The following is a 25,816-nucleotide window of genomic DNA, read 5'->3' as shown; positions in this document are numbered from 1 at the left end:
CGTCTACAAAAGGCCTAACTCCGCAAGTTCCCGCCGCAATTCAAGCGGCATATCCGCCGCGGCCAAGGACGCGAGGTCGCGCGGGGACTCCTCATCCTTGAGGTAGCGCCATCCCTGGAATGCCCGGCGCGGCTGGGGCTCCGTATCCACCACCTCCGGGCCGAGTATCAGATGGCAACGGCCTATCCCCTCGCCGTCGGTAAAGGGCTCGATGCCGATCAACGGCTGTCTTGCCTGCACGAATCCCTTGATCACCCAATAGAGCGACCCGCCGGCGAGAAGTTCTTCCGCACGTTTCGGCACCATCCGAGTGGTATGGAACGAGTGCGGCTGCTGCCCGGCCGTAATCGCCGCCAGCGACCGGCGCGCTACCCATTCGCGCAAGTCTTCGACGGAATCGGCGCCGACACAGAGCTTGATAAGATGCAAGGCCATGGCAATGCTTGAACACCCGGCGGCCGGTCGAGGTCAAGCGCCGAAGACGATTTCATCCACAAAAGCACTCAGGCGCGGTTTCGGAGCTCTTCGCAGGCTTCAGCATTCGACGATGTTGACCGCAAGGCCGCCGGTCGAGGTCTCCTTGTATTTCTCGCTCATGTCGAGGCCGGTCTGCCGCATCGTTTCGACACAGGCGTCGAGCGGCACGAAATGCTTGCCGTCCCCCTTGAGCGCAAGCGATGCCGCCGTGACGGCCTTTACCGCGCCGAGCGCATTGCGCTCGATGCAAGGCACCTGCACAAGACCTGCGACTGGATCGCAGGTCATGCCGAGATGATGCTCGAGCGCGATCTCGGCGGCATTCTCGATTTGCTCCGCTGTACCGCCCATCACCGCCGCAAGGCCCGCGGCCGCCATCGCAGAGGCCGAGCCCACCTCCCCCTGACAGCCGACCTCGGCGCCTGAAATGGAGGCGTTGTGTTTGATGATGCCGCCGATCGCGGCCGCGGTCAGAAGATAGTCCCGAATGCCTTCCTCATCGGCATCTTCGTGGAAGTGCAGATAATAGCGGATCGTTGCCGGGACCACGCCCGCCGCACCGTTCGTCGGCGACGTCACGACCCTTCCGCCGGCGGCATTTTCTTCGTTGACGGCCATGGCATATACGCTCAGCCAATCATTGGCGAGCAAGGGGTTTACCTTGTTGGATCGCCATTCCTCCTGCAGTTTGTCGTGGATTGCCCGCGCTCTCCGGCGTACCTTCAGTCCGCCCGGCATGATTCCGTCCTGGCTGAGGCCGCGGTCGATGCACGCGTTCATCGCCGCCCATATGCGATCGAGGCCCGCGTCGAGTTCCTCCCTGGTCATGGCGCATTCTTCGTTCGCCCGCTTCATCTGGGCGATCGAAAGGCCGGAACGCGCCGCCATGTCGAGCATCTGCGCCGCCGTCGCGAATGGATAAGGCACCTTGACGCCGGCCGGCTTGTTCTTTGCCGCACGCATGGCTTCGAGCTCCGTGTCGGTAACCACGAAGCCGCCGCCGATCGAATAATAGATGCGCTTCAAAAGCAGCCGGCCGTCGCGATCGAAGGCGGAGTAGGACATGCCATTGGCGTGGCCCGGCAGCGGCACCTTCTTGTCATAGATGAGATCGGTCTTGGGCTGGAAATGGTATTCAGGATGGCCCGGCGGCGAAACGCGGCCCCTACGCTCCACCTCGTCGATGATCGCGTCCATCCGATCGGGATCGACCAGGTCGGGGCGCTCGCCCATCAGCCCGAGGATCACCGCCCTGCCCGTTCCGTGACCGACCCCCGTATGGGCCAGTGAGCCGTGCAGGCTGACTGTGATGGCGCTGACCGCCACATTCGACGGCCGCGGCCATTCGTCGGAAAGAATGAGGTCGAGGAACCTGTTGGCCGCCGACATCGGCCCCATCGTGTGCGAACTCGAGGGACCAATACCAATCTTGAAGACGTCGAAGACGGAAAGAAACATAGATGCCTGACCAGATCGTGGCAGGGCGCTCGGCGCCTTGCCGATGAAAACACCGGACCCGAACTGGTTCGGCAATGCGGATCCGCTCCATATATAGGGTGAAACCTATGCGATCCCATACCAGTCGATCAGGTGATCCACCGACATCGGATTCTTTCGATGCGACATCACAATCCACAAGAGCCGGCTGCGCGTTTCGGGTTCAAGGACCGAACGCGCGCCCGCTTCAGCGGCGCGCATCGCATGACAGACCGGCTTCGCTGTGACCAAGCAATGTAGCAATCGAAATGGAGGTGAAGGTGGCGGCGTCAGCACGCTAGCCGCAGGAAGGCGTTTGCTATCAGAAGCTACCGAAGAGGTAAGCCAGGACGAGAACGCCAGCGAAACCAGCCACGGCGCGAATGGTTACGCCCCAGCATGACTTCTGTAATGTGCTGTCCATGATTTCTCCGAATACCCGAGGGTCGAAAAGCGGCAAGTTCGCTTCTGGGGCGATGCATACTGAAGAATTAGTAAATGCGCAATGCCAAAATGTGGCGAAAGCATGTCGTACACCTCAATTCGCGCAGGCACGCTCCCGTCAAGGTGGCGGCAAGGCTTGAAAGGCAGCCTTGCGCTCCGCCAGTGCAGCCGCAATTTCGCCATATTGGTTGATGTCGGCGCACACCCAAGCGATCTTGCTTTTTCATGCGGCCATGCGAAAAGACGCACATGACCATCGAAGATTACATTGCGCTCGGCATATTCCTGTTGCTTTGGGGCGGGTTCAGTTGGGCGACCGACGGCCGACGCAATTTCAAACGCGTCAATTTGACGCGTTTGATGAACGAACACCGTGCGCGCTGGATCCGCAATTCGCTCAACCGCGACCTGAAGATGATCGACACCCAAATCATCGCGGGTCTTCAGGCCGGCACCGCCTTCTTCGCATCCACGACCATTTTCGCACTCGGCGGCTGTTTCGCTCTGCTCGGCGCGACCGAGCAGGTGCAGATGATCTTCAATGACCTGCCGCACGTCTTTCGCGGCGGCCGGGCGGGCTTTGAACTGAAGGTGGGGGGACTCACCTGTCTTTTCGGCTATTCCTTCTTCCAGTTCGGCTGGTCCTACCGGCTCTTCAACTACTGCTCCATCCTCATGGGCGGCATACCTATGACGGCAGACATGTCGCGCGATCGGCGGTCGGCCGAACAGGCAGCGGAGCGCGCCATACGCATGAACATCATGGCAGCCAAACACTTCAATGCCGGGCTCCGGGCGATTTTCCTGTCGATCGGCTATCTCGGCTGGTTTGTCGGCCCCTATGTCTTCATCGTGCTTACCGGCTTTGTCATTTTCGTGCTCACGCGCCGGCAATTTTTCTCCGAAGCCCGGGAAGCGCTGCTCGCCGAAGGGCGTTAGGCCAGGTCGATCCTGAGCGCAGCAGGTGTCTTGGACGCCGAGATCGGTGCCGCCCTCATTTCAACATAATCACGACGCGTCTGGCATGGGTGCCCCTGAACCGAATCGGGCACGCAACGCACCACAGAAGGCCGTTCGCTGCCTGCTTTTTGCTCGTGGACCAGTTTCGGTCCGGATCATGCAGGAGCCGGACAACCACCACTCGCCCGTACAGGATGGCGCCGCCATGTCCAATAGCCCTGCAACCACGATTCCGGAGACGCAAATCATACAGCCGGGCAAAATTCAGCGGATCGCGCTTCTGGACGCGCTTCGCGGGCTCGCGCTCGTCGCCATGGCACTTTACCATTTCGTCTGGGATCTGGAGTTTTTCGGCTATGTTGCGGCCGGTACCGCCGGAACCGGTGGCTGGCGGCTCTTTGCACGATTGATCGCCAGCAGTTTCCTGTTCCTCGCCGGCTATAGCCTGCTGCTGGGCCATGCGGTGCAATTCCGCCCGCAGGCCTTCGCGCGTCGCTTCGCCAGGATAGCAGGTGCAGCGGCACTCATCACTATCGCGACCTGGTTCGCCTTTCCGGGTTCCTTCATCTTTTTCGGCATTCTCCACGCTATCGCTGCGGCGAGCCTCGTCGGCCTGCTGTTCCTCCGCCTTCCCGCATTCGTTGCCTTTGTCGCCGCGGCCGCCGCCTTTCTCGCGCCGCTCTATCTGCGTTCGGCCCTGTTCGACATACCCGCACTCTGGTGGGTTGGACTTTCCGAAACGGTGCCGCGATCGAACGACTACGTGCCGCTGCTTCCCTGGCTGGCCCCGTTTCTCGCCGGTCTCGGAACAGCGAAGCTGCTTCAGCCTTTGCTTGCATCTCGGCGCTCCGAGGCGGGCCGAAAGGAGCCAAAACCGTGGACAAGACTCCTTGCCTACGGGGGGCGTCACAGTCTGGCCATATACCTCATTCACCAGCCGCTACTGATCGGGCTCGTCTATGCCTTCTCACTCGCGGTCCCCGCCCCTGCCATGGATGCGGAAAGGGCTTACCGGCTGAATTGCGAGCAAGCCTGTGGTCTCAACAGCGCCGGTGTCTCCTGTAGCAGCTTTTGCAACTGTACGCTGGCCCAGCTCAAGCAGCAGAACCTGTTCGACGATTTAAACCTGGGCAAGATCGACGTGGCCACGGATGAACGCATTGCGCGAATCGCCAATCAATGCACAATGGATGCACCATCAGGGGACTAGGACATGAATGCCTATCGTGCCAAGCCGCTGAGTTTTCCATGGCCGCCGCTCATCTATGGCACGGCAGTGCTGATTGCGCTGGTCCTGACCCGCGTTTACCCGATCCCCGTCATGAACGGGCAGAGCTGGATTCCCTGGCTCGTCGGCGGCGCGTTGATCCTCACGGCAATTTTTCTCGATCTCTGGGCGGTCAAGGCGCTTCTCGACCGGCACACCGCGGTCCTGCCGCACCGTTGCGCGACTTGCTTGGTGACGAGCGGTCCCTTCCGCTACACCCGCAATCCGATCTATCTCGGCTATACCCTGGTGATGACCGGCGCCGGACTCATGTCCCTGAACCCGTGGTTCTTCATCATGGCGATCCTTGCCGTTGCCGCGACGACGCTGTTTGCCGTCCGCAACGAGGAGCGACACCTGCTCTCCCGCTTTGGTTTCGAGTTCGAACGCTATTGCCGCCATACGACGCGGTGGATCTGACCACGGGGTGGACCGGCACACCATGCTTTCGCCAGCGCATTGGCCCAAAAATCGGAACCGATTTTCGGACCCGATGCGCAGTTCCAAAGAGTTACAGCAACGCGCGTCTGAAATGGCGCGCGGTGCTGAAACTCTCAGGTGCCTACGCCAATCTCGGCGAGACGGGTCAGGCAGGCCTCCTCGACATTGTCGAGCTCGGCTAACGTATCCTCGATGTCCTTGCGCTTCTGCCGCAAATCCTCGCGCTTTTCCTCGACGCGCTTCATCAGGAGTTGCAACTGCCCCATCTCGCCCGGGGGGTCCTTGTAAACCTGAATGATCTCGCGAATTTCGGCAATGGTGAAGCCGATGCGCCGGCCGCGCAGAATTTCCTTGATCAAGTGCCGATCGGCCGGCCGAAACAAACGCGTACGACCGCGACGCTCCGGATGAATGAGTCCTTCATCCTCGTAGAAGCGCAGCGTTCGGGTCGAGATGCCAAATTCCCGCGTCAGTTCCGTGATGCTATAATATTTATCCACGCCATCAATCCGTCCATTCACGCACCTTCACTATCTTTGACTTTGACGTAAAAGTCAAACACGTGCTTATGCGACGTTGAACCACCACGCCGCCAGGCCGAGGAAACTGAAGAAGCCGATCACGTCCGTAACCGCCGTGACGAAGACGGCCGAGGAGACGGCAGGGTCGGCACCGGACTTGTCCAGAACGATCGGAATCAGAATGCCGGCGAGCGCCGCGGCTATCATGTTGATCAGCATCGCGGTGGCGATGATACCGCCAATATGGACATTCTGGAACCAGAGCCCGGCGACAACGCCGATGAAGGCGCCGAAAACCAGACCGTTCAGGAGACCGACGCCCGCCTCGCGGCGAATGATCCGCGGTGCGTTATGGGTGTCGAGGGCGCGCGTCGCCAGCGCGCGCACGGTAACCGTCATGGTTTGTGCGCCCGCATTGCCACCCATGCCGGCAACGATCGGCATCAGGATCGCAAGCGCAACGATCTGCTGGATCGTCGCATCGAAGAGGCCGATGACGGTAGCGGAGAGGAAGGCAGTCACCGAATTGACGAACAGCCACGGGATACGAGATCGCGATGCCCCTCCAACGCTATCCGACAGTTCCTCATCGCCGACGCCGCCAAGCCGCAGCAAGTCCTCCTCGGCCTCTTCCTGGATCACGTCGACCACGTCGTCGATCGTCAGCACGCCGACGAGGCGGCCATTGTCGTCGACGACGGCCGCCGACAGAAGATCGTATTGCTCGAAGAGCTGCGCCGCCTCCTCCTGGTCCATTTCCGCTGGGATGGCATGGCTCGTGTCGCGCATGATCGCGTCGATCTTCACCGATCGCTTCGTGCGCAGCACGCGGTCGAGGTCGACGGCGCCGAGCAGCTTGAAGGTCGGATCGATCACGAAAATCTGCGAGAAGCTGTCAGGCAGATCCTCGTCCTCGCGCATGTAATCGATCGTCTGGCCCACCGTCCAGAAAGGCGGGACGGCCACGAACTCCGTCTGCATGCGCCTGCCGGCCGTGCTTTCCGGATAGTCGAGCGAACGACGCAGGCGAACGCGCTCGGTAAACGGCAGCTTGGCGAGGATCTCCTCCTGATCCTCCTGATCGAGGTCCTCGAGAATATAAACCGCATCGTCGGAATCCATCTCGCCGATCGCTTCGGCGATCTGCTCGTTCGGCAGGTGTTCGACGATGTCGAGCCGGATCGCCTCGTCCACCTCTGTCAAGGCCGCGAGGTCGAACTCCTTTCCGAGCAGCGACACGAGCGCGAGACGCTGCTCCGGCTGGATCGCTTCGAGGAGATCGCCCAACTCGGACGCATGCAGTCCGGCAACATGCTGGCGCAGGTAGATCGTGTCGCGATCGGCAATCGCGGCGCCGACATGCATGAGGAAATCCGAACGCACCGAGCCATCGTCGGCATAGATGTCCGAGCCGTCAAAGGCGGTGACTTCGTCGAAATCACGGTCGTCATCTGTGTTGCTCATGGACCCGCCCTCGAATAGCCCCGGCAAGGGCGCGCAGCCTTGTAGACCCGGAGGAGACATGCCACTTTCGATGCCCTGCCCGCAGGCAACGACCTCCACGGCGCCGTCCGTGGTATCGCTGTAGCAGGTTGAACTGCCGCATGTCTTTGTTCCCAAATCGAGATCGAAGACATGCAGTAGCCGTGCTAACGCAAACCATTACGAAGGTCCACCGTTGGGCGCGGCGCCTCTGGACGATTTAACCAAGCTGTTGCAAATGGATGGCAAACACAGAGAGAGCTTCCGCATGGCAATCCGACCAATCGTCAAATTCCCGAATGCGTCGCTGAATACGCCCACAGAGCCCGTCAGCCAATTCGACGATGACTTGCAACGCCTTGCCGGCGACTTGGTAGAGACCATGCGCGCCGCTCCGGGCATCGGGATCACGGCAGCGCACGTCGGCATCCTCAAGCGGCTGACCGTCATCGAGCTCGACCGGGAGACAGGACCGCGCCATTTCGTCAATCCGGAAATCGTATGGCGCTCCGACGAGACGGCGCGCCACAGCGAGGGCAGCGTTTCGATGCCCGGCATTTCCGAAGAAGTCGAGCGGCCAGCGCGTATCCGCGTCCGATATCACACGCTTTCGGGTGAAATGCGGGAGGAAGAGGCCGACGGACTGATGGCCGTCTGCCTTCAGCATGAAATCGACCAGCTGGATGGCCTGTTCTGGACCCGGCGACTGTCGCGGCTGAAGCGGGAGCGTGCGGCAAAGCGATTCGAGAAGACGCGCGACGCTCCGGCTCATTGACGGCTACTGCATGTCTCCTTTAATCGACCTCGATTAAAGGAGACATGCAGCAATTCAGAGTACTACAGCGACCTTTGCGCGTCTGATAAGACGCGCGGCGCTGTAGGATCGGCAGACAAATACATTCGCGTACATTCGCGCCGGCCAGCTCCGAAGCAAACCGAAGGATATGCAATGAAACTCACGCGCCTGACATTTCTGTGCGCCATGGCACTCGCCGGTTGCACGGCGACGCCCGACCTGGAGCCGCTTCCGGGCAGCCTCACCTATGGCGAGACGGCCTCCTCCCGCAAAACCCAGGCCGCGCCCGGCACCAAGATTCAGAATCGGTTCCTGCACCAGGGCAAATACGTCTACGAGACCTACGAAGTCCAGGCCGATCACACCTACAAGCTCATTCGCCGCAGCATCGTCGACAGCCTGGGCGACTGATCGGCAAGCGATCGAAAATCGCGGATGGCGGCCGGGAGACCGACGCTCGCCGAACCCACGTCACTCGCCGGACAGGTCCGCCGTCGTGCATTCGTATAGGGTCTCGCCGGTTTCGCTATCGACGCCGGCGATGCTGACGTCATATCCCCAGAGATGGCGAACATGGCGCAGTGTGTCGTCCCGGCTGTCCTCATCGAGGAGGACGCCATTCTTGACGTTGTGCTGCAGCCGCAGATGGCGGTCGCCCAAAAGGTCCACGTCCATCACCTGGATGTCAGGCTGGTTGGCGCCGATGTCGTAGCTGCGGGCAAGTGCGGTGCGGATGGCCTCGTATCCGCGCTCGTTATGGATGGAAGCGACTTCGCAATAGTTGTCGTCTGCCTCGTCGGTGAGCAGGAACAGCCTGAATTTCCGTATCAGAGACGGGCTCAGATATTGCAGGACGAAGGATTCGTCCCGGTGGTTTGCCCAGGCGTCGAGCAGCGTCTCTCGCCAGTTCCCCGTCCCCGCGATCTCCGGAAACCAGTCACGATCCTCCGGCGTCGGGTCGACGCAGATGCGCTCGATTTCCTGCATCATCGCGAATCCGAGGGCATAGGGGTTCAGGCCGGGAAAGCGCGGGTCGTCGAAGGCCGGCTGGAAAACGACATTGGTATGACTCTGCAGAATCTCGAGCATGGCGCCTTCGCTGATCTGACCGCGATCGAACAGCCGGTTCATGATGGTGTAGTGAACATAGGTCGCACATCCTTCGTTCATCACCTTCGTTTGCCGCTGCGGATAGAAATATTGCGCGATAACCCGGACGATGCGCAGGATTTCCCTCTGCCAGGGCTCCAGGATCAGGCTGGTCTTCTCCAGGAAATAGAGCAGGTTCTCTTCGGGCAGGTTCAGCGCCTTCTTGCGCTCCGTTACGTCCCGTTCAACCTCGCTGGGATCGCTGTTTTCGCTCGAGGGCGGAAGCGTGCGCCACAGGTCGCTATAGGTCTGCTCCTCATATTCCAGCCGCTCGCGCATTCGCTCCCGCTCCTTTTCCGAAGAGAGTCGCGGAGGTCGCCGGTAGCGGAAGACGCCCTGGTCCATGAGCGCATGAGCGGAGTCGAGAATGGACTCCACTGCGGCCGTGCCGTGGCGCTCCTCGCATTTGGCGATATATTTTTTGGCGAAATCCATATAGTTCAGGATCGCACTGGCATCGGTCCATTGCCGGAACAGGTAGTTGTTTTTGAAGAAATGATTGTGGCCGAAAGCGGCGTGAGCGGTCACCAGGGCCTGCATGGCCATGGTGTTTTCCTCCATCAGATAGGTGATGCAGGGATTGGAGTTGATGACCAGCTCGTAGGCCAGGCCGCGACGGCCCTTGCGATAGAGGTGATCCTCGAATACGAAGCGCTTGCCGAAGGACCAGTGCTGATACATCAGCGGCATGCCGACGGATGAATAGGCGTCGAGCATCTGCTCGGAGGATATGATTTCGAGCTGGTTCGGATAGACGTCCAGCCCGAGTTCATCGATACCGATCTTCTCGATGGCGTCGTAGGTGCGCGCGAGCGTCTCGAAGTTCCAGTCCGAGCCCTGGAACAGAAGGTTTGAGGCCGCGCCCTGTGGCATCATCATCGCCTTTCACTTGTGCAACTGCACGGTCTGCTGCTTGCCGAACAGCTTGCGGAACACCGGATAGATATCCGCCGGCTTCGCTATTCGGGTCATCTGGAAGTTGGGCCATTCGTCGTCGACGGTGCGATAGGCGCGCCAGAGCGACGTTCCGTTGTCGGTGGTGCCGAAAATCTCGGTTTCGCGCTCGTCGATGATCTCCACATAGGCGTAGTACTGGCATAGCCGCATCAGCTCGTCCTGGAGCAGCGAAGCGCAACGCTCCGAATCACCGGAAATGTTCTCTCCGTCCGAGGCCTGTGCGGCGTAGATATTCCACTCGCGCGCCGGATAGCGCTCCCGGATGACGCGGAGCATTTCCTCGAGCGCCGTGGACACGATCGTGCCGCCGCTCTGCTTGCTGTAGAAAAACGTGTTCTCGTCGACCTCGCCGGCCTCGTCCGTATGGCGGATGAAGACGATATCGATGCGCTCGTAACGCCGCTTCAGGAAAAGGTGCAGCAGCACGAAGAAGCGCTTGGCGAGATCCTTCTCGCGCTCGCCCATCGAGGCGGAAACGTCCATGAGGCAAAACATCACCGCGCTTGCATTCGGCAGCGGCTGCGGTTCGAAGCGATTGAAGCGGATGTCGACCGGATCGACATAGGCGATCCGTCGGCGCCGTCGTTCCAGCTTGTCGAGGGTCTGGCGCATCTCCTCGAGTCGCTGCTTGTTCTTCGTCTGCGCACCCGGCGCCGCCTCGAGTTTGGCGATTTCTCCGGCGAGTTTCTCGACCTCCCGCCGCGAAGGACGCCTCAGAGCAATACGGCGCCCGAAACTGTTGCGCATCGTCCGCCCGACATTAATGTTCGTGGGAGAGCCGCTTGCGGTAAAGCCGGCGCGGCGCCGCTTGAAGGCGACGGACTCCTTCAGGTTGAGCTTCACCATGTCCGGGAGTTCCAGGTCTTCGAAAAAGAGGTCGAGCACCTCTTCGCGCGAGAGGACGAATTGGAAATCGTCCTCGCTTTTGCCGGTGCCGGCACCCGCGCCTCTTGCCCCTCCGCCGCCGCCCTTCTTCGGGAGACGGTCCCCGGGTGCGAACTCACGGTTTCCCGGCAGGACATACTGCTTTTCGCCGCTATGCCTGTCGGGCTGAAAGCTCGGCTCGCTGACGCCGCGGGCGGGCATCGACACGTTGTGCTCGGCGTCGACGTCGGCGATCTTGCCTGATTTTACTCGCTCCTTGATGACGCGCTTCAGTTCCTCGCGCGCGCGCTTCAGGAAGCGCTGCCTGTTGCCGAGACTCTTGTCCTTCGGATTAAGGCGGCGGTCGATGAAATTCGGCATTGACTGACCCCTGCGTCGCGCATCCCTAACCCGCCTTGTTTACCCGCATGTACCAATCGACGAGCCTGCGTACCTGCCGTTCTGTATAACCGCGCTCCTTCATCCGCTGAACGAATTCGGCATGCTGTTTCTCGGTGGCGCTGTCCTTCTTGGAGCCGAAGCTGATCACCGGCAGCAGGTCCTCGACCTGACCGAACATACGCTTTTCGATGACTTCGCGTAGCTTCTCGTAGCTGGTCCAGCCAGGATTGCGCCCGTGGTTCCTGGCGCGCGCCCTGAGCGTGAACTTGACCACCTCGTTGCGGAAATCCTTCGGATTGGCAATGCCCGCCGGCTTCTCGATCTGCGACAACTCGCTGTCCAGTATCTTGCGGTTGAGGATCTGCCCCGTATCCGGATCCTTGAAGTCCTGGTCCTCGAGCCAGGCATCGGCATAGGCGATATAGCGGTCGAAAAGGTTCTGGCCGTATTCGCTGTAGGATTCCAGATAGGCTTTCTGGATCTCGTGACCGATGAACTCCGCATAGCGTGTGGCCAGTTCCGATTTGATGAAATCGAGATAGGCCGCCTCGGATTCCTTCGGGAACTGCTCGCGCTTGATCGCCTGTTCCATGATATACATGAGGTGTACCGGATCGGCGGAGACCTCCTTGGTATCGTAGTTGAAGGTCTCGGAAAGGACCTTGAAGGCGAAGCGCGTGCTGACGCCGGTCATGCCTTCGTCGACACCAGCCGCGTCGCGATATTCCTGGACCGAACGTGCCTTCGGATCGACGTCCTTGAGGTTCTCGCCGTCATAGACGCGCATCTTCGTATAGAGCGAAGAGTTCTCGTGCGGGACGAGACGGGTCGAGACCGTGAACCGGCTCAGTATTTCCAGAACTTCCGGCGCGCACGGATTGCTTACCAGTTCGCTTTCGCGGAGAAGCTTCTCGTAGATCATCTTCTCTTCGGTTACGCGCAGGCAATAGGGCACCTTGACCACCAGGATGCGGTCCAGAAACGCCTCGTTGTTGCGGTTGTTCTTGAACTGCAGCCACTCCGATTCGTTGGAGTGCGCAAGAATGGTCCCCTGATAGGGAAAGGCGCCGAAATTCTCCGTACCGTTATAGCTGCCCTCCTGGGTCGCCGTCAGCAGCGGATGCAGGACCTTGATCGGAGCCTTGAACATCTCGACGAATTCAAGCAGGCCCTGAGTGGTGCGATTGAGCCCGCCGCTATGGGAATAGGCGTCGGGATCTGCCTGGCTGTAGTTCTCGAGCTGCCGGATATCGACCTTGCCGACGAGCGAGGAGACATCCTGATTGTTTTCATCGCCGGGCTCCGTCTTGGCGATGCAGATCTGGCGCAGCCGCGACGGGGTCAGCTTGACGACGCTGAACTTCGATATGTCGCCGCCGACCTCGTCGAGTCTCTTCGCCGCCCAGGGCGAGATCAGGCCGGTCAGCCTTCGCCGGGCGATACCGTACTTGTCCTCGAGAAGATCGGCCATGCGCTCGGGATGAAAGAGGCCGAGGGGCGATTCGAAGATCGGGCTGATCTGTCCGTTGACCATCAGCGTGTAGACCGGCCGCTGTTCCATCAGCCTCTTCAGCCGCTCGGCAAGCGAGGACTTGCCGCCGCCGACCGGCCCCAGGAGATAGAGAATCTGCTTGCGTTCCTCCAGACCCTGGGCAGCGTAACGGAAGTAGCCGACGATCCGCTCGATCGTGTCCTCCATGCCGAAGAAATCGGAAAAGGCCGGATAGATCTTGATGGTTCGATTGGCAAAAATCCGTCCCAAGCGCTCGTCAGCGCTTGTATCGACGAGAACCGGTTCTCCAATGGCGTCCACCATCCGCTCCTGAGCGGTGGCGTACATACTCTTGTCGTCACGACATGCGAGAAGATATTCCTGTAGGCTTATCTCTTCTTGCGCTGCACTCGTATAGATCTCCGAAAAGAGGTCGAAGACGTCAGATTCACTCCTTTGCATCGTGCTCTCCCGCGGCAGGCCGCTTGGTTGAAACGGGATAGCTGCCTGTCGGCTTCTGCTTCAAGTGAACGGTTTCCTGACTTCAAAGTTCCTTCTTTATAACCGGCACTGGAATCGGATGCCGAAGCAGCAGCTAACGACGACATCCGCACATCAGTTCGGGACCGACCGATCGGCGCCTCTTTGAAATTCGAGGCGCGCTCCGCAAGACTCGTCGCTCTGTCACCCCATCATTGCGGTCGCCTTGGGCGAATCCGCATGACAAAATGAATCATAACTAATCCCTGCCCGTTCGCCGACTTTTTTTTTAGGATTCCGCGAATTTAGCTATCAACATTATCGTGTACGGCTGTTGCTTCGTGAGTGGCGCGCTTGGCCGAAAGGCGTAATGCGGCAGTCGGCAAACTCCCGGCTCCAGGAAATGTTGGATCCGATGTCGGAATGGCAGAGCCTCGTTCGTCCTCGGCGCATGGATCGGCAATTCATCAGTGCGTTCCGTTAATTCGTAAGGAGAAACGATTATGCCCAGCACCATACGCTTGCACCGCGTTCTGGCAACCACCCCGGACAAAATCTATCGTGCGTTCCTTGAAGCAGACGCGCTTGCGAAGTGGCTTCCGCCCAACGGCTTCGCTTGCACCGTGCATCACCTGGAACCCACCGTCGGCGGCACGTTCAAAATGTCCTTTCGGAACTTCACAACGAGTACAAGCCACGCCTTTGGCGGCGAATATGTCGAGCTCGTCCCGGGCGAACGCTTGCGCTATACGGACAGGTTCGACGACCCCAACCTTCCCGGCGACATGCAGGTGACTGTGACCTTGAAGAAAGTATCGGTCGGCACCGAGCTGGCTATCGAGCAGACAGGCGTGCCGGACGTCATTCCACCCGAGGCTTGCTATCTCGGCTGGCAGGAGTCGCTGCGAAATCTGGCAAGGCTTGTCGAGCCTGAAATCGATCAATAGCGCGTCAGCGTCGCGCAAGGGCCGCTGCCATCGGATCGCCGGGTCGAGCTTCGCGATCCGCTTACCAGTGCGCCGAGGCGCGCCTGCGCCTCAGCCAGTTCCGGGTGGGCTTTATGCTGTAGCGGCGACCGTTCGGATCTCCCCCGATTTCAGCTCCACCTCCTGCTTCCCCACCGGAGTCCGGGTGTAAGGTCAAAGAGTGATAGCGACCTTGCGCGTCTGAAACGCGGCGCTGTAGGGAAACCGGCTCGCCAACGCGACAGGTCTCCTCATCGTGCGGGATGGATGCTTCAGCTAAAATGTGATGGAGGAAATGACTCATCCAGCGTAATGCCGGAAAGTTTTGGTGCGGTCGAGAAGACTCGAACTTCCACGGGTTGCCCCACAGCGACCTCAACGCTGCGCGTCTACCAATTCCGCCACGACCGCATCGTGGTAGGTGCCGATTGCGTCGGCGGGGCTGCATGTAGCAAAAGCATTTGGGGTGCACAAGGGCATCGCGACAGAAATTTGAAGGCAAACCGAACAATTTCGGCAGGCCCCGCTGAAAGCACTGGAAACGCTGGACTCTTGCCGCCGTCCGTCCCATGTACAAGTGGCAAAACAGCAATGCGGACCGCCATGCAGCGAGAAAACCTCAGCAAAGAAATGTTTGCTCCGCCGGGATCGCCGCCGGTGCGGTGGCGCATCGCCCCTGCCCTTGTCGATTACCCACAGGCGGTCGAAACGATGGAGCGGGAGGCGGCGGCGATTGCGGCGGGCACCGCCGACGAACTGGTCTGGTTGGTCGAGCATCCGCCGCTTTATACGGCCGGCACGAGCGCCGATGCCGCCGATCTCGTCATGCCGGACCGTTTCCCGGTTTTTGCGACCGGCCGCGGCGGCGAATATACCTATCACGGCCCCGGGCAGCGGGTCGCATACGTCATGCTCGACCTGAAGCGACGTCGGCAGGATGTCCGCGCCTTCGTCGCGGCGCTGGAAGGCGTCATCATCGCCACGCTCGATTCGATGAACATCAAGGGCGAGCGCCGCGAAGACCGTGTCGGCGTCTGGGTGCGCCGGCCGGAGAAGCCGCCGCTGATGGACGGATCCATCGCCGAGGACAAGATCGCGGCGATCGGCATCCGGCTGCGCCGATGGGTGAGCTTCCACGGCTTCTCGCTCAATGTCGACCCGGATCTCGATCACTTCAACGGTATCGTACCCTGCGGCATCCGCGGCTACGGCGTGACGAGCCTCGTCGATCTTGGACGGCCGGTCATGATGACGGATGTCGATATCCGGCTCAGAGACTCTTTCGAACTGATCTTCGGTCCCACGCAGGCGGATAACGGCTAGAAACACTCGAAGCAGAACCGCCGCGGCGATCAGGCGCATTTGGCCCTCTTTTTGCCGCTTCGGATTGCCCCGGCCGTACTTAAAAGCCTATAAGCTCATCTCACCTTCGCCCCACAGCGGGCAGTCAAGGGCGCTTCCTGCGCCCCGACAACGATAACAGGCGAAAGGAGCTATCATGCACGTATCCACCGAATCCGCGATTGCGCGTCTGCACCAGACGGGAGACGGCGACACGCTGGGCGGCCGCATCTGGAGAGCACGGGACGCGGCGAAGCTCACGACGAAGGATCTTGCGAGCAAGCTCGGCGTTCGTAGCGAAACCATCTCCTCTTGGGAGCGCGACCGCGCCGAACCCCGAGCCAATCGGCTCTTCATGCTCGCGGGGGTGCTTGGCGTGACACCCGTCTGGCTGATTGCCGGAGTCGGGCGCGGACCGGATGAAGAGACCGCGGAACCACCGCAGAACCAACTGCGCAAGCAACTCGATCTGGTCAAGAAACTGCACGCGCAGACAGGGGAAGCCATTGCAACGCTCGAGATGGAAATCGGGCGCGCCGATCAGGAAGAAGACTAGGATATTGCGTTTTTTCAGCTTACGCGCTCCGCGCGCCGTTGTATTGACGATTGAATCGTAGCGCCAAATGTGTTTGCGAATCTAGGGAGATAAAGAATGGACGTACGCGCCGCCGTTGCGGTTCGGGCCGGCAACCCGCTGGAAGTGATGACGGTGCAACTCGAAGGCCCGAAGGCTGGCGAGGTGCTCGTCGAGGTCAAGGCGACCGGCATCTGCCACACCGACGATTTCACCCTCTCGGGAGCCGATCCGGAGGGGCTGTTTCCGGCCGTCCTCGGCCATGAGGGCGCCGGCATCGTCGTCGATGTCGGCCCCGGCGTCACGAGCGTGAAGAAAGGCGATCACGTCATTCCGCTCTATACGCCGGAATGCCGCTCCTGCCCGTCCTGCCTGTCGCGCAAGACCAATCTCTGCACCGCCATCCGCGCCACCCAGGGGCAAGGGCTGATGCCGGACGGCACCTCGCGCTTCTCGCTCAACGGCGAGAAGCTGCACCACTATATGGGCTGCTCGACCTTTGCGAACTTCACCGTGCTGCCGGAGATCGCCGTCGCCAAGGTCAATCCCGACGCCCCCTTCGACAAGATCTGCTATATCGGCTGCGGCGTCACCACCGGCATCGGCGCCGTCATCAACACGGCCAAGGTCGAAATCGGTTCGACGGCGATCGTCTTCGGTCTCGGCGGCATCGGTTTGAACGTCATCCAGGGCCTGCGGCTTGCCGGCGCCGACATGATCATCGGCGTCGATTTGAACAACGACAAGAAGCCCTGGGGCGAGAAGTTCGGCATGACCCACTTCGTCAACCCGACCGAGGTCGGCGAGGACATCGTGCCCTATCTCGTCAATATGACGAAGCGCGGCGCCGACCAGATCGGCGGCGCCGACTACACCTTCGACTGCACCGGCAACGTGAAGGTGATGCGCCAGGCGCTCGAGGCGTCGCATCGCGGCTGGGGCAAGTCGGTGATCATCGGGGTGGCCGGGGCCGGCCAGGAGATTGCGACGCGGCCGTTCCAGCTCGTCACCGGCCGCACCTGGATGGGCACCGCCTTTGGCGGCGCGCGCGGCCGCACCGACGTGCCGAAGATCGTCGACTGGTACATGGAGGGCAAGATCGAGATCGATCCGATGATCACCCACACCATGCCGCTCGAAGAGATCAACAAGGGCTTCGAACTGATGCATTCGGGGACAAGCATCAGAAGCGTCGTGGTCTACTGAGCAGATGTTCATGGGGTTACCCACGATTATCTGCTTAGATTTGCCGCAGGTTCTCATCGCAAATCCGTCGAACATTTTTGCGGACCTGCTTAGTTCGGCGGAACAAAGCACCGGACCCATGTGATTGCCATCACTTGCGGTCTGGGGTTTTTGCTTTCCTGCAGAAGCAATTGTCATGATCTATGTCGACGCCGATGCATGTCCGGTAAAAGCGGAAGTCCTGAAAGTGGCCGAGCGCCGCGGGATGGAAGTGACCTTCGTTGCCAATTCGGGGCTGCGCCCATCACGTGACCCGATGGTTCGCAACGTCGTCGTTTCGGCCGGCTTCGACGCGGCGGACGACTGGATCGCGGAACGGGCGGGCCAAGGCGACATCGTGGTCACAGCCGATGTACCGCTTGCCGCGCGTTGCGTGGTCGCGGGAGCCCTCGTCACCGGACCCGCCGGCCGCGTCTTCGATCGCGCCAATATCGGTCTGGCAACCGCCATGCGCGACCTCGGCGCGCATCTCAGGGAAACAGGTGAGAGCAAGGGCTACAATGCAGCCTTCACCGCCAGGGATCGTTCGGCATTTCTCGAAACGCTTGACCGGCTTTGCCGGCAGGTCAAAAGGTAAAATCCGGAAAGCTCGCTGTAGCACTTTTGGTCGCTGCATCTCGCTATCATCAAATCGGGCACGACATAGCGGGACAGCAGCAGCGACAAGCGGAGCGGCGGATGAACCCCAACACACGTCTGAGACACTGGCCGTTCTATCTCGCGCTTGCCGGCGCGCTTCTCAGTTTTGCGCTAAGCCTCCCGCTGTTCCGCGATCAGGCGATCGAGACCGCAGCGATCACGTTTTTCTGCATCTATCTTGCCATCACGGCATCCCTGCTCCCGAAGCTCACGGGAAGCTACCTGCGGGCCAATGCGCGCGACACGGGCGAGCCGGAGCCCATCATCTTCCTCGTGACGCTTACCGCCGCGGCCGTTTCGCTCGTGGTCCTGTTCCTGGCGCTCAATCGAAAGGATGGCGGCAGCGGCATCGAACTGATCCTCGCCTTCGCATCGGTCGCGCTCGGCTGGGCGACGATCCACACGATGGCGGCACTGCATTATGCGCATCTCCATTGGCTTGCCGACTGCCAGGGCGATTATCCGCGCGCCCGCGGCGCGCGGGCTCCTCTTTCCGGAAACGAACGAGCCCGGCGGTTACGACTTTCTCTATTTCGCCTTCGTGATCGGCATGACCGCGCAGACGTCCGACGTTGCCGTTACCACGACGGAAATGCGGCGCGTCAGCTTGCTGCACGCGATCGTTTCCTTCTTTTTCAACACGGTGCTCGTCGCAGCCGCGGTCAATGCCGCGGTCCAACTTGCCGGCAGTACCTGATCAGGAGAGTCCCATGAAAATCGTCTCACAGAATACTGCTTTCGGCGGCATGCAGGGCGTGTTCGCCCATGATTCCAAAGCCTGCAATGCAGAAATGACCTTCGCCGTCTATGTGCCGCCGCAGGCGGTCACAGCGGCCCGTCCCGTGCTCTGGTATCTCTCCGGCCTCACCTGCACGCATGCCAACGTCATGGAGAAGGGCGAGTATCGCCGGATGGCTTCCGAACTCGGCCTCATCATCGTCTGCCCGGATACCAGCCCGCGCGGCGGCGATGTGCCCGACGAGGTTACGAACTGGCAAATGGGCAAAGGCGCAGGATTTTACCTCGATGCAACGGAAAAGCCCTGGGCCGAGCACTACCAGATGTACACCTACCTCACCGAGGAACTGCCTGCGCTCATTGGCGAGCAATTCCGCATCGATCCGAGCCGCCAGGGCATATTCGGGCACTCGATGGGCGGCCATGGCGCCATGACCATGGCGCTCAAGAATCCTGACCGGTTCAAGAGCTGCTCCGCCTTTGCGCCGATCGTCGCGCCCTCCTCGGCCGACTGGTCGGTCGGCGCCTTCGAAAAATATCTCGGCGCCGACAAGACCGCCTGGCGGGAATACGATGCCTGCGCACTCGTCGAGGATGGCGCGCGCTTCCCGGAATTCCTGATCGATCAGGGCAAGGCCGACAGCTTCCTCGAAAACGGGCTGCGTCCGTGGCTCTTCGAGGACGTGGTCAAAGGCACCGGCATCGGGCTCACGCTCCGCATGCACGAGCGCTACGACCATTCCTATTACTTCATCTCGACCTTCATGGACGATCACCTGAAGTGGCACGCCGAGAGGCTCGGCTGAGACCTACTGCGCCGTGCGTCTTTATAGATGCGCAAAGGTCGCTGTTGCGCTTGGAATTGCTGGTGTTGTTGTCAACGCGCCGGCTGCATACGTGGCTGGCCGGCCGTTTCGATGACGCGCACGCTCGATTCGGCAAGGCCCTGAAGGCCTTCAGTATCTATCACCACATGCCAGTGCGCCGTCTCCGGGATGGTCATCCGGAGCGGCGATTTCCGCGCGACGCCACCAAAAAACTGGTGCTTCAGCGTTTCTGTAAAACGCGTGAAATTGACGTCGGTCATCAGGCGAACATTGGCGACTGCAGACAGCGTGATCTCGATGCGGGTACCAGCCCTTTGGGCCTTCAGGTCGTAATGGGTATAGTTCAAAGCTTGCTTCGCCATCGGCAAATACCCGCCTTCTTGCATATATAAGGGAAGTCTCACGATCGTAGCGGCCGCCGCTTAACGAATGGTTTTGGCCATTCGCATGCGGGCGAATGCTGCGGGCTGGCTCTGGCGGTCGCAATGGGGTAGAGCCTTGCTGATTAAATGGAAGCGGATCGCGCAGATGGCAGGCATTGAACACAGGCAGGTGGACAGCGATGAGGCGGGGATGCGCCTTGACCGCTGGTTCAAGGTACATTTCCCAGGACTGGGATTCGGGCCGCTGCAGAAGCTCTTGCGCTCCGGCCAGATCCGCGTCGACGGCGCGCGTGCGAAATCCGACACGCGCGTCCAGCCGGGACAGACAATCCGCATTCCTCCGCTTGGCGTCGATCCCAAGGACAGCAAGTCCGGACCGATCGCCGGACGCGACCTGCGCAACTCCTCCGATGCCGAACTGCTGTCACGCATGGTGCTGCACGAGGATGCCAAGGTGATCGTTCTCAACAAGCCGGCGGGGCTTGCAGTTCAGGGTGGTTCGGGGGTCAGCCGGCACATCGACAAAATGCTCGAAGCCTGGACAAGCCAGAAGGGCGAAAAGCCGCGGCTCGTCCATCGGCTCGACCGCGACACCTCCGGCGTGCTCGTCATCGCCCGCACGCGCGGCGCCGCACAGCAGCTGACCGCCGCCTTCCGCGAACGCGATACCAAGAAGAGCTATTGGGCGCTCGTCAAGGGCGTTCCGCGCAAGCGCGAAGATCGGATTTCCACCTGGCTGGTCAAGGAGCAGACGCCCGATGGCGATCGCATGCGGATCGCCAAGCACGGCGACGAGGGCGCCGACCACGCGATCTCCTATTATCGCATCATCGAACAGGCGGGCCAGAATCTGGCCTGGCTCGAGATGGAACCCTATACCGGCCGCACGCATCAACTGCGCGTCCACGCCGCGCATATCGGCCATCCGATCATCGGCGATCCGAAATATTTCGAAGCCGACATCAACTGGGCCTTTCCCGGCGGCATTCAGAATCGGCTGCACCTGCACGCCCGGCATATCGACATTCCGCATCCGAACGGCGGCCGGCTGAGGATCACCGCTCCGCTGCCGCCGCATATGGTGCAGAGCTGGAACCTGCTTGGCTTCGACGAGAACACCGCCGGCGAGGAGGATTGATGAAACTGGTGCTCTTCGATTGCGACGGAACGCTGGTCGACAGCGCCGGGCTGATTCACGAAGTGATGGGCCGCACCTTCGACGCCTTCGAACTTCCGCGACCGCAGGCCGAGGCGACGCGCGCGGTCATCGGGCTGACGCTCGACATCGCGATTGCCCGTCTTATGGATCAGAGTCGCATTGATGGCCGAATCACGGCGATGACGGCGCATTACAAGACAATCTTCACTTCGGTGCGCGGCGAAGGACATCTGCAGGAAGCCCTTTTCCCGGGCATTGCGGACATGGTGGAGAGCCTGGCAGGCCGAGACGGGCTGTTGATCGGCGCCGTCACCGGAAAATCGAGACGCGGGCTTAGCCACATCGCCGAGGCGCACGGTTTCGATAAGCTCTTCTACGTCTCGCGCACTGCCGACGACTGTCCTTCGAAACCCCACCCGGCCATGGTGGTGGAGTGCTGCGCGGAAGCGGGCGTCGACCCGAAGAACACGATCGTCATCGGCGACGCGATCTATGATATGCAAATGGCCAAGGCGGCCGGCGCCGGTGCTCTCGGGGTTTCCTGGGGTTACGCCAGCGTACCGGCGCTGATCGAGGCCGGTGCCGACCACATCGCCCATGTGCCGGCCGACATAATCGAATGGATGGAGGCAAGCCATGCCTGATATTCGCGACGAATTGCAAAGCGCCCTCACCCATGAGGACCCGGTGCGGCGCGCCCAGATCCAGATGCACAAGCCCCTGGCGAAGCGCTTCTACAAGGAAGTCAGCGTTGCTCCAGCGGATAGCGGCCATGCGGTGCTCCTGGACGGAAGGAGCGTACGGACGCCGGCCAGGCGGCCATTGGCCGTGCCGACGCGCAAGCTTGCGGAGCTTCTGGCGGCCGAATGGGACGCGCAGGGCGAGGTCATCAATCCGCCCGCCATGCCGTTGACCCGCCTGGTCAACACGGCGATCGACGGCGTCGCGCTCGACCAGCGCGCCGTCTTCGACGATATTCTGCGCTTCGCCGGCAGCGATCTCCTCTGCTATCGCGCCGATAGTCCCGAGGGGCTGGTGAAGCGGCAGAATGATAGTTGGAACCCCGTGCTCGACTGGGCCGCCCAATCGCTCGGCGCCCGTTTCATCCTGGCAGAAGGCGTCATCCATCAGGAACAGCCGCCCGAGGCGATCTCGGCATTTGCCGATGCCCTGCGCGCCTTCGCGACCCCGCTTGGTCTCGCCTGCCTGCACACGATCACCGCTTTGACGGGATCGGCAATGCTGGCGCTCGCATTTGCAAGCGGCCGCCTGTCGACGCAGGACGCCTGGGCGGCCGCCCATGTCGACGAGGATTGGCAGATCGAACATTGGGGCACCGACGGGGAGGCTATCCAACGGCGTGAGAACCGCTGGCAAGAGATGCGGGCCGCCGCCGCCGTGCTGGAGGCGCTGAGATAGAGCAGGCCCTGTGGCAACGGCAAGTGCCTCATACATCACGCGCAGTCAGGCAACGAGCTTCAGGCCTGCAATGCCCACGACGATGAGACCGATGCAGCCGAGGCGAACGGCGTTGGCGGGCTCAGCGAACAGAACGATGCCGAGAACCACTGTTCCGACGGTTCCAATACCGGTCCACACCGCATAGGCCGTACCGAGCGGCAGCGAACGGACGGCGATGCCGAGCAGAGCAATGCTCAGGACCATCGAGCCGGCCGTGAACACTGTCGGAACCAAACGCGTGAATCCGTCCGTGTATTTGAGGCCGATTGCCCAGCCGATTTCGAGAATTCCGGCGAGCAGCAGGGTGAACCAGGCCATTTTCAACTCCTTCGTCTGGAGCGAGGCCGTCCCCGCGGAGGTTCGGATCAATCATCCCGATCCGTGCAGCCGTCTGCAATCGAGGCTTAGCTATCGCACAGGTTTTTCGACGGCCGCAAGACAATCGATCGCAGGCCTGCCCTGCACCGTCGGCAGAGTTAATAACGTCAGGAGTTCCGCTCGCGCCGAAGCTTCGCCCACCACTCGACGCGCTTGCGGATCTCGCGCTCGAAACCGCGCTCCGGCGGATCGTAATACGTCTGTCGTCCCATTTTTTCCGGGAAGTAATCCTGCCCGGAAAAGGCGTCCGGTTCGTCGTGGTCATAGCGATAGCCGTCGCCGTAGCCCTCCCCCTTCATAAGCTTTGTCGGGGCGTTGAGGATATGTTTCGGCGGTAACAGCGAGCCGTTTTCCTTTGCCGACCGCATCGCCGCCTTGTAGGCGGTATAGACGGCATTCGACTTCGGCGCGGTCGCGAGATAGACGCAAGCCTGTGCCAGCGCCAGTTCCCCCTCCGGCGAGCCGAGATAATCATAGGCGTCCTTGGCCGCATTGCAGATCACCAGTGCCTGCGGGTCGGCAAGGCCAATATCTTCGACCGCCATGCGCACCAGCCGTCGCCCGATATAGAGCGGATCCTCGCCGGCATCGAGCATGCGGCAGAGATAATAGAGTGCGGCATCCGGGTCGGAGCCGCGCACGGATTTGTGAAGCGCCGAGATCAGTTTATAGTGGCTATCCTGGCCCTTGTCGTAGACGGGCGCGCGGCGCTGGACGATCTCCTGGAGTGCCTTGGCATCGAAGATTTCGTCCTTGCGGGCTGCGCGCCAGACCTCTTCCGCCAGCGTCAGCACGGCCCGGCCGTCCCCGTCCGCCATGCGGATCAGGCTCGCGCGCGAGTCGGGGTCGAGCGGCAACGGCCGGCTCTCGGCCGTCTCCGCCCGCGTCAACAGCTCCTCCAGGCTCGCCTCGTCATGCGGCTTGAATGTCAGCACCCGCGCTCGCGACAGAAGCGCGGCGTTGAGTTCGAAGGACGGATTCTCCGTGGTGGCGCCGACGAGAATCACCGTACCGTCTTCCATGACCGGCAGGAAGCTGTCTTGCTGGGCACGGTTGAAGCGATGGATCTCGTCGACGAACAGCAGCGTCTGACGCCCGGACATGCGCCGGGTCCGGGCGGCTTCGAAGACCTTCTTCAAATCGGCTACACCGGAGAAGATCGCCGAGATCTGCTCGAAGGCGAGCCCCGCCTCGCCTGAGAGCAGGCGCGCCACCGTCGTCTTGCCCGTGCCGGGCGGGCCCCAGAAGATCATCGAGCCGAGCGAGCCGGAGGCGATCATCCGCGTGAGCGTACCGTCGGCGCCCGTCAAATGCTCCTGTCCGGTGACCTCAGCGAGCGTCTTCGGCCTCAGTCGATCGGCAAGCGGTCTTGCCGAGGCCATTTCCGGCGGTTCATGCGGGGAAAAGAGGTCGCTCATCGGAAAAACTGACGAATGATCTGGCCGTCGCGCTCGATCTCGACGCGCCAGAAGGAGGCCTCTTCGGCAACGACGCTCTCAAGCATCTTCGAGCTGTCGATGGTCACCCCATTCACCGAACGGACGATGTCCTTTGGCGCGAGCCCGATTCGCGCCGCCGGCGAACCGCGATTGACCGCAGCGACGACGACACCCTGCGAGGAGGTCGGCATGCGCAGTTCCTCCGCCAACCGCGGCGACAGATTGGCCACGATCGCGCCGGCGAAAGGATTCCTGCCCTCGATCAGCCTTTCGTCGCGCGGCTCGGTTTCCGGCGCCCGCTCCAGCTTCAAGGTGATGTCGTGCGCCTTCCCATGGTCCGCGACCGTCACGCGCGCCTCATGGCCGATTCCCACTGTCGTCAGTCGGTAGCCGAGGGCATCGGGATGTTCGACCGCAATCCCGTTGACCGACGTCACCACCTGCCCGGGCTTCAGCCCGGCATGTGCGGCCGGACCATTGGGCAGCACCGCCGTGACCAATGCGCCGCGGGCTCGATCAAGCCCGAGTGCTTCCGCGATATCCGAGGTGACCGGTTCGAACGTAGCACCCACAAAGGGACGAATGAAAGAGCCGCCCCCGCCTTCCGCCGAAGCGACGAAGACCTTGACCAAATTGGCGGGAATCGCAAAGCCAACGCCATTAGAGCCGCCGCCGCGCGAGAAGATGGCTGTGTTGATGCCGATCAGCTCGCCGTTCATGTTGATCAGGGCGCCGCCGGAGTTCCCCGGGTTGATGGCTGCATCGGTCTGGATGAAGAAGCCGAAATCGCCATTGGAAATCTGGTTGCGGGCGAGCGCGGAAACGATGCCGCTTGTCACGGTCTGCCCGACGCCGAACGGATTACCCATGGCCAGGACAAGGTCACCCACCTCGACCGCGTCCGAATCGCCGATCGGAACGACATCGAACGGGCCGTCCGCCTGGATCTTCAACACCGCAAGATCGAGACGATCGTCCTTGAGCACGATCTTGCAGGGAAATTCACGCCCATCCGCAAGTGCCACCTTGATGTCGTCGGCGCCTTCGATGACGTGGTTGTTGGTCACGATGACGCCATTGCGGCCGACGATCACACCCGATCCGAGCGACGACTGCTTCTCGCTGCGATTAGGCATGCGTTGGCCGAAGAATTCCTCGAAGAAGGGATCTCCGGAAAATATCGAGCGCCGCTCCACGACCCGCTCGGCATAGACGTTGACCACGGCATTCGCCGTCTGCTTGACCAGCGGCGCGAAGGAGAGTTGCATTTCGACGCGGGATTGGGGAACGACCTTGGCGTCCTGCGCCCCGGCGGAGCTCGACATGGCGATTGCAAGGACAAGAGCCGACAGAACCCGACCGCCAAATATCATGAAGCATTCTCCCTTTCATTCCCGTGGAAGCGCGCCGCATTCGACGGGCGCGTCCCGGACGCTGGTCTTTCCATGGACACTCCCCC

The 25,816-nt window shown here is 61.2% G+C and carries 25 protein-coding genes, 1 tRNA gene and 1 pseudogene; 15 read left to right on the top strand and 12 right to left on the bottom strand.

The genetic code is table 11. The features are described 5' to 3' along the window. Positions 1-3 precede the first annotated feature (3 nt). Both EKH55_RS05685 and EKH55_RS05680 read right to left on the bottom strand, forming a co-directional pair. Positions 4-435, bottom strand: a complete 432-nt coding sequence (locus tag EKH55_RS05685; protein ID WP_069457901.1) for a DUF1489 family protein — start codon at positions 433-435, stop codon at positions 4-6. A 99-nt stretch (positions 436-534) separates the two neighbouring features. Continuing rightward, a complete protein-coding gene (locus tag EKH55_RS05680; protein ID WP_151611138.1) occupies positions 535-1,935 on the bottom strand; it encodes an L-serine ammonia-lyase in 1,401 nt (466 codons plus the stop codon). Between the two features lie 711 nt (positions 1,936-2,646). On the opposite strand from EKH55_RS05680, the gene EKH55_RS05675 reads away from it, so the two are divergent. The 3 genes from EKH55_RS05675 (at position 2,647) to EKH55_RS05665 (ending at position 5,044) form a co-directional block, all read left to right on the top strand. Continuing rightward, on the top strand, positions 2,647-3,336 hold the full coding sequence (locus tag EKH55_RS05675) for a DUF599 domain-containing protein (protein WP_069457903.1): 690 nt from the start codon (positions 2,647-2,649) through the stop codon (positions 3,334-3,336). 226 nt (positions 3,337-3,562) lie between these two features. Further along, positions 3,563-4,567, top strand: a complete 1,005-nt coding sequence (locus tag EKH55_RS05670) for a heparan-alpha-glucosaminide N-acetyltransferase (RefSeq protein WP_151611137.1) — start codon at positions 3,563-3,565, stop codon at positions 4,565-4,567. 3 nt (positions 4,568-4,570) lie between these two features. Next, positions 4,571-5,044 carry a methyltransferase family protein gene (locus EKH55_RS05665; protein ID WP_069457905.1) on the top strand — a complete coding sequence of 158 codons (474 nt, stop codon included), beginning with the start codon at positions 4,571-4,573 and terminating at the stop codon, positions 5,042-5,044. Between the two features lie 134 nt (positions 5,045-5,178). On the opposite strand, the gene EKH55_RS05660 is transcribed toward EKH55_RS05665, so the two are convergent. Together EKH55_RS05660 and mgtE are read right to left on the bottom strand one after the other, a co-directional pair. Then, positions 5,179-5,565, bottom strand: coding sequence for a MerR family transcriptional regulator (locus EKH55_RS05660; RefSeq protein WP_069457952.1), 387 nt, complete (start codon positions 5,563-5,565; stop codon positions 5,179-5,181). A 66-nt stretch (positions 5,566-5,631) separates the two neighbouring features. After that, positions 5,632-7,050, bottom strand: coding sequence for a magnesium transporter (gene mgtE, locus EKH55_RS05655; protein ID WP_069457906.1), 1,419 nt, complete (start codon positions 7,048-7,050; stop codon positions 5,632-5,634). Between the two features lie 286 nt (positions 7,051-7,336). Here mgtE and EKH55_RS05650 point away from each other — a divergent pair, with 286 nt between their 5' ends. Next, on the top strand, positions 7,337-7,843 hold the full coding sequence (locus EKH55_RS05650; RefSeq protein ID WP_069457907.1) for a peptide deformylase: 507 nt from the start codon (positions 7,337-7,339) through the stop codon (positions 7,841-7,843). Positions 7,844-8,017: 174 nt separating this feature from the next. Beyond that, entirely contained in the window at positions 8,018-8,275 is a 258-nt protein-coding gene (locus tag EKH55_RS05645; RefSeq protein ID WP_069457908.1) for a hypothetical protein, read from the top strand. 60 nt (positions 8,276-8,335) lie between these two features. Here EKH55_RS05645 and EKH55_RS05640 read toward each other — a convergent pair whose 3' ends face one another. The 3 genes from EKH55_RS05640 to EKH55_RS05630 are packed head-to-tail and all read right to left on the bottom strand — an operon-like array spanning position 8,336 to position 13,190. Further along, positions 8,336-9,886 (bottom strand): SpoVR family protein, encoded by a 1,551-nt coding sequence (locus EKH55_RS05640; RefSeq protein WP_069457953.1) that lies wholly within the window; start codon positions 9,884-9,886, stop codon positions 8,336-8,338. A gap of 12 nt (positions 9,887-9,898) precedes the next feature. After that, positions 9,899-11,215: a YeaH/YhbH family protein gene (locus EKH55_RS05635; protein WP_069457909.1), complete on the bottom strand. Its 1,317-nt coding sequence runs from the start codon at positions 11,213-11,215 to the stop codon at positions 9,899-9,901. A gap of 25 nt (positions 11,216-11,240) precedes the next feature. Then, a complete protein-coding gene (locus tag EKH55_RS05630) occupies positions 11,241-13,190 on the bottom strand; it encodes a PrkA family serine protein kinase (RefSeq protein ID WP_069457910.1) in 1,950 nt (649 codons plus the stop codon). A 521-nt stretch (positions 13,191-13,711) separates the two neighbouring features. Between EKH55_RS05630 and EKH55_RS05625 the strand changes: the two genes are divergently transcribed. After that, the gene (locus EKH55_RS05625; RefSeq protein ID WP_151611136.1) at positions 13,712-14,155 is read left to right on the top strand and encodes an SRPBCC family protein; all 444 of its coding nucleotides are present in this window, start codon (positions 13,712-13,714) and stop codon (positions 14,153-14,155) included. A gap of 344 nt (positions 14,156-14,499) precedes the next feature. Here EKH55_RS05625 and EKH55_RS05620 read toward each other — a convergent pair. Beyond that, positions 14,500-14,584: transfer RNA gene (locus tag EKH55_RS05620), tRNA-Leu, on the bottom strand. A 192-nt stretch (positions 14,585-14,776) separates the two neighbouring features. Here EKH55_RS05620 and lipB point away from each other — a divergent pair. The 6 genes and pseudogenes from lipB to fghA all read left to right on the top strand — a co-directional run bounded on the left by lipB (position 14,777) and on the right by fghA (position 19,516). Then, positions 14,777-15,496 (top strand): lipoyl(octanoyl) transferase LipB, encoded by a 720-nt coding sequence (gene lipB, locus EKH55_RS05615; protein WP_151611135.1) that lies wholly within the window; start codon positions 14,777-14,779, stop codon positions 15,494-15,496. 175 nt (positions 15,497-15,671) lie between these two features. Further along, positions 15,672-16,070: a helix-turn-helix domain-containing protein gene (locus EKH55_RS05610; protein WP_151611134.1), complete on the top strand. Its 399-nt coding sequence runs from the start codon at positions 15,672-15,674 to the stop codon at positions 16,068-16,070. A gap of 96 nt (positions 16,071-16,166) precedes the next feature. Then, positions 16,167-17,294 carry an S-(hydroxymethyl)glutathione dehydrogenase/class III alcohol dehydrogenase gene (locus EKH55_RS05605; RefSeq protein ID WP_151611133.1) on the top strand — a complete coding sequence of 376 codons (1,128 nt, stop codon included), beginning with the start codon at positions 16,167-16,169 and terminating at the stop codon, positions 17,292-17,294. 175 nt (positions 17,295-17,469) lie between these two features. Further along, a complete protein-coding gene (locus EKH55_RS05600; RefSeq protein WP_069457914.1) occupies positions 17,470-17,910 on the top strand; it encodes a YaiI/YqxD family protein in 441 nt (146 codons plus the stop codon). 101 nt (positions 17,911-18,011) lie between these two features. Next, positions 18,012-18,669: pseudogene (locus EKH55_RS05595) on the top strand (DUF1345 domain-containing protein). 13 nt (positions 18,670-18,682) lie between these two features. Next, positions 18,683-19,516: an S-formylglutathione hydrolase gene (gene fghA / locus EKH55_RS05590; RefSeq protein WP_151611132.1), complete on the top strand. Its 834-nt coding sequence runs from the start codon at positions 18,683-18,685 to the stop codon at positions 19,514-19,516. Positions 19,517-19,587: 71 nt separating this feature from the next. On the opposite strand, the gene EKH55_RS05585 is transcribed toward fghA, so the two are convergent. Next, the gene (locus EKH55_RS05585) at positions 19,588-19,899 is read right to left on the bottom strand and encodes a DUF1883 domain-containing protein (RefSeq protein WP_069457955.1); all 312 of its coding nucleotides are present in this window, start codon (positions 19,897-19,899) and stop codon (positions 19,588-19,590) included. A gap of 166 nt (positions 19,900-20,065) precedes the next feature. On the opposite strand from EKH55_RS05585, the gene EKH55_RS05580 reads away from it, so the two are divergent. The 3 genes from EKH55_RS05580 to EKH55_RS05570 are packed head-to-tail and all read left to right on the top strand — an operon-like array spanning position 20,066 to position 22,498. Next, positions 20,066-21,058, top strand: coding sequence for an RluA family pseudouridine synthase (locus tag EKH55_RS05580; RefSeq protein WP_069457956.1), 993 nt, complete (start codon positions 20,066-20,068; stop codon positions 21,056-21,058). Further along, entirely contained in the window at positions 21,058-21,723 is a 666-nt protein-coding gene (locus EKH55_RS05575; protein ID WP_151611131.1) for an HAD-IA family hydrolase, read from the top strand. The genes EKH55_RS05580 and EKH55_RS05575 overlap by 1 nt, the downstream gene beginning before the upstream one ends. Next, positions 21,716-22,498, top strand: coding sequence for an ATP12 family chaperone protein (locus EKH55_RS05570; protein WP_151611130.1), 783 nt, complete (start codon positions 21,716-21,718; stop codon positions 22,496-22,498). The genes EKH55_RS05575 and EKH55_RS05570 overlap by 8 nt, the downstream gene beginning before the upstream one ends. A 45-nt stretch (positions 22,499-22,543) precedes the next feature. Here EKH55_RS05570 and sugE read toward each other — a convergent pair whose 3' ends face one another. From sugE to EKH55_RS05555, 3 genes are all read right to left on the bottom strand, one after another. Continuing rightward, complete coding sequence (sugE, locus tag EKH55_RS05565) at positions 22,544-22,858, bottom strand: quaternary ammonium compound efflux SMR transporter SugE (RefSeq protein WP_069457919.1); 315 nt, start codon at positions 22,856-22,858, stop codon at positions 22,544-22,546. A 167-nt stretch (positions 22,859-23,025) separates the two neighbouring features. After that, positions 23,026-24,336: a replication-associated recombination protein A gene (locus EKH55_RS05560; RefSeq protein WP_151611129.1), complete on the bottom strand. Its 1,311-nt coding sequence runs from the start codon at positions 24,334-24,336 to the stop codon at positions 23,026-23,028. Then, entirely contained in the window at positions 24,333-25,730 is a 1,398-nt protein-coding gene (locus tag EKH55_RS05555) for a DegQ family serine endoprotease (RefSeq protein WP_151611128.1), read from the bottom strand. Before EKH55_RS05555 ends, EKH55_RS05560 begins: the two co-directional genes overlap by 4 nt. Positions 25,731-25,816 lie beyond the last annotated feature (86 nt).

It is taken from the genome of Sinorhizobium alkalisoli (genome assembly GCF_008932245.1).
Taxonomy (GTDB): domain Bacteria; phylum Pseudomonadota; class Alphaproteobacteria; order Rhizobiales; family Rhizobiaceae; genus Sinorhizobium; species Sinorhizobium alkalisoli.
The sequence above is the reverse complement of the archived record's forward strand: the minus strand, read 5'-3'. Positions and strand labels throughout refer to the sequence as shown.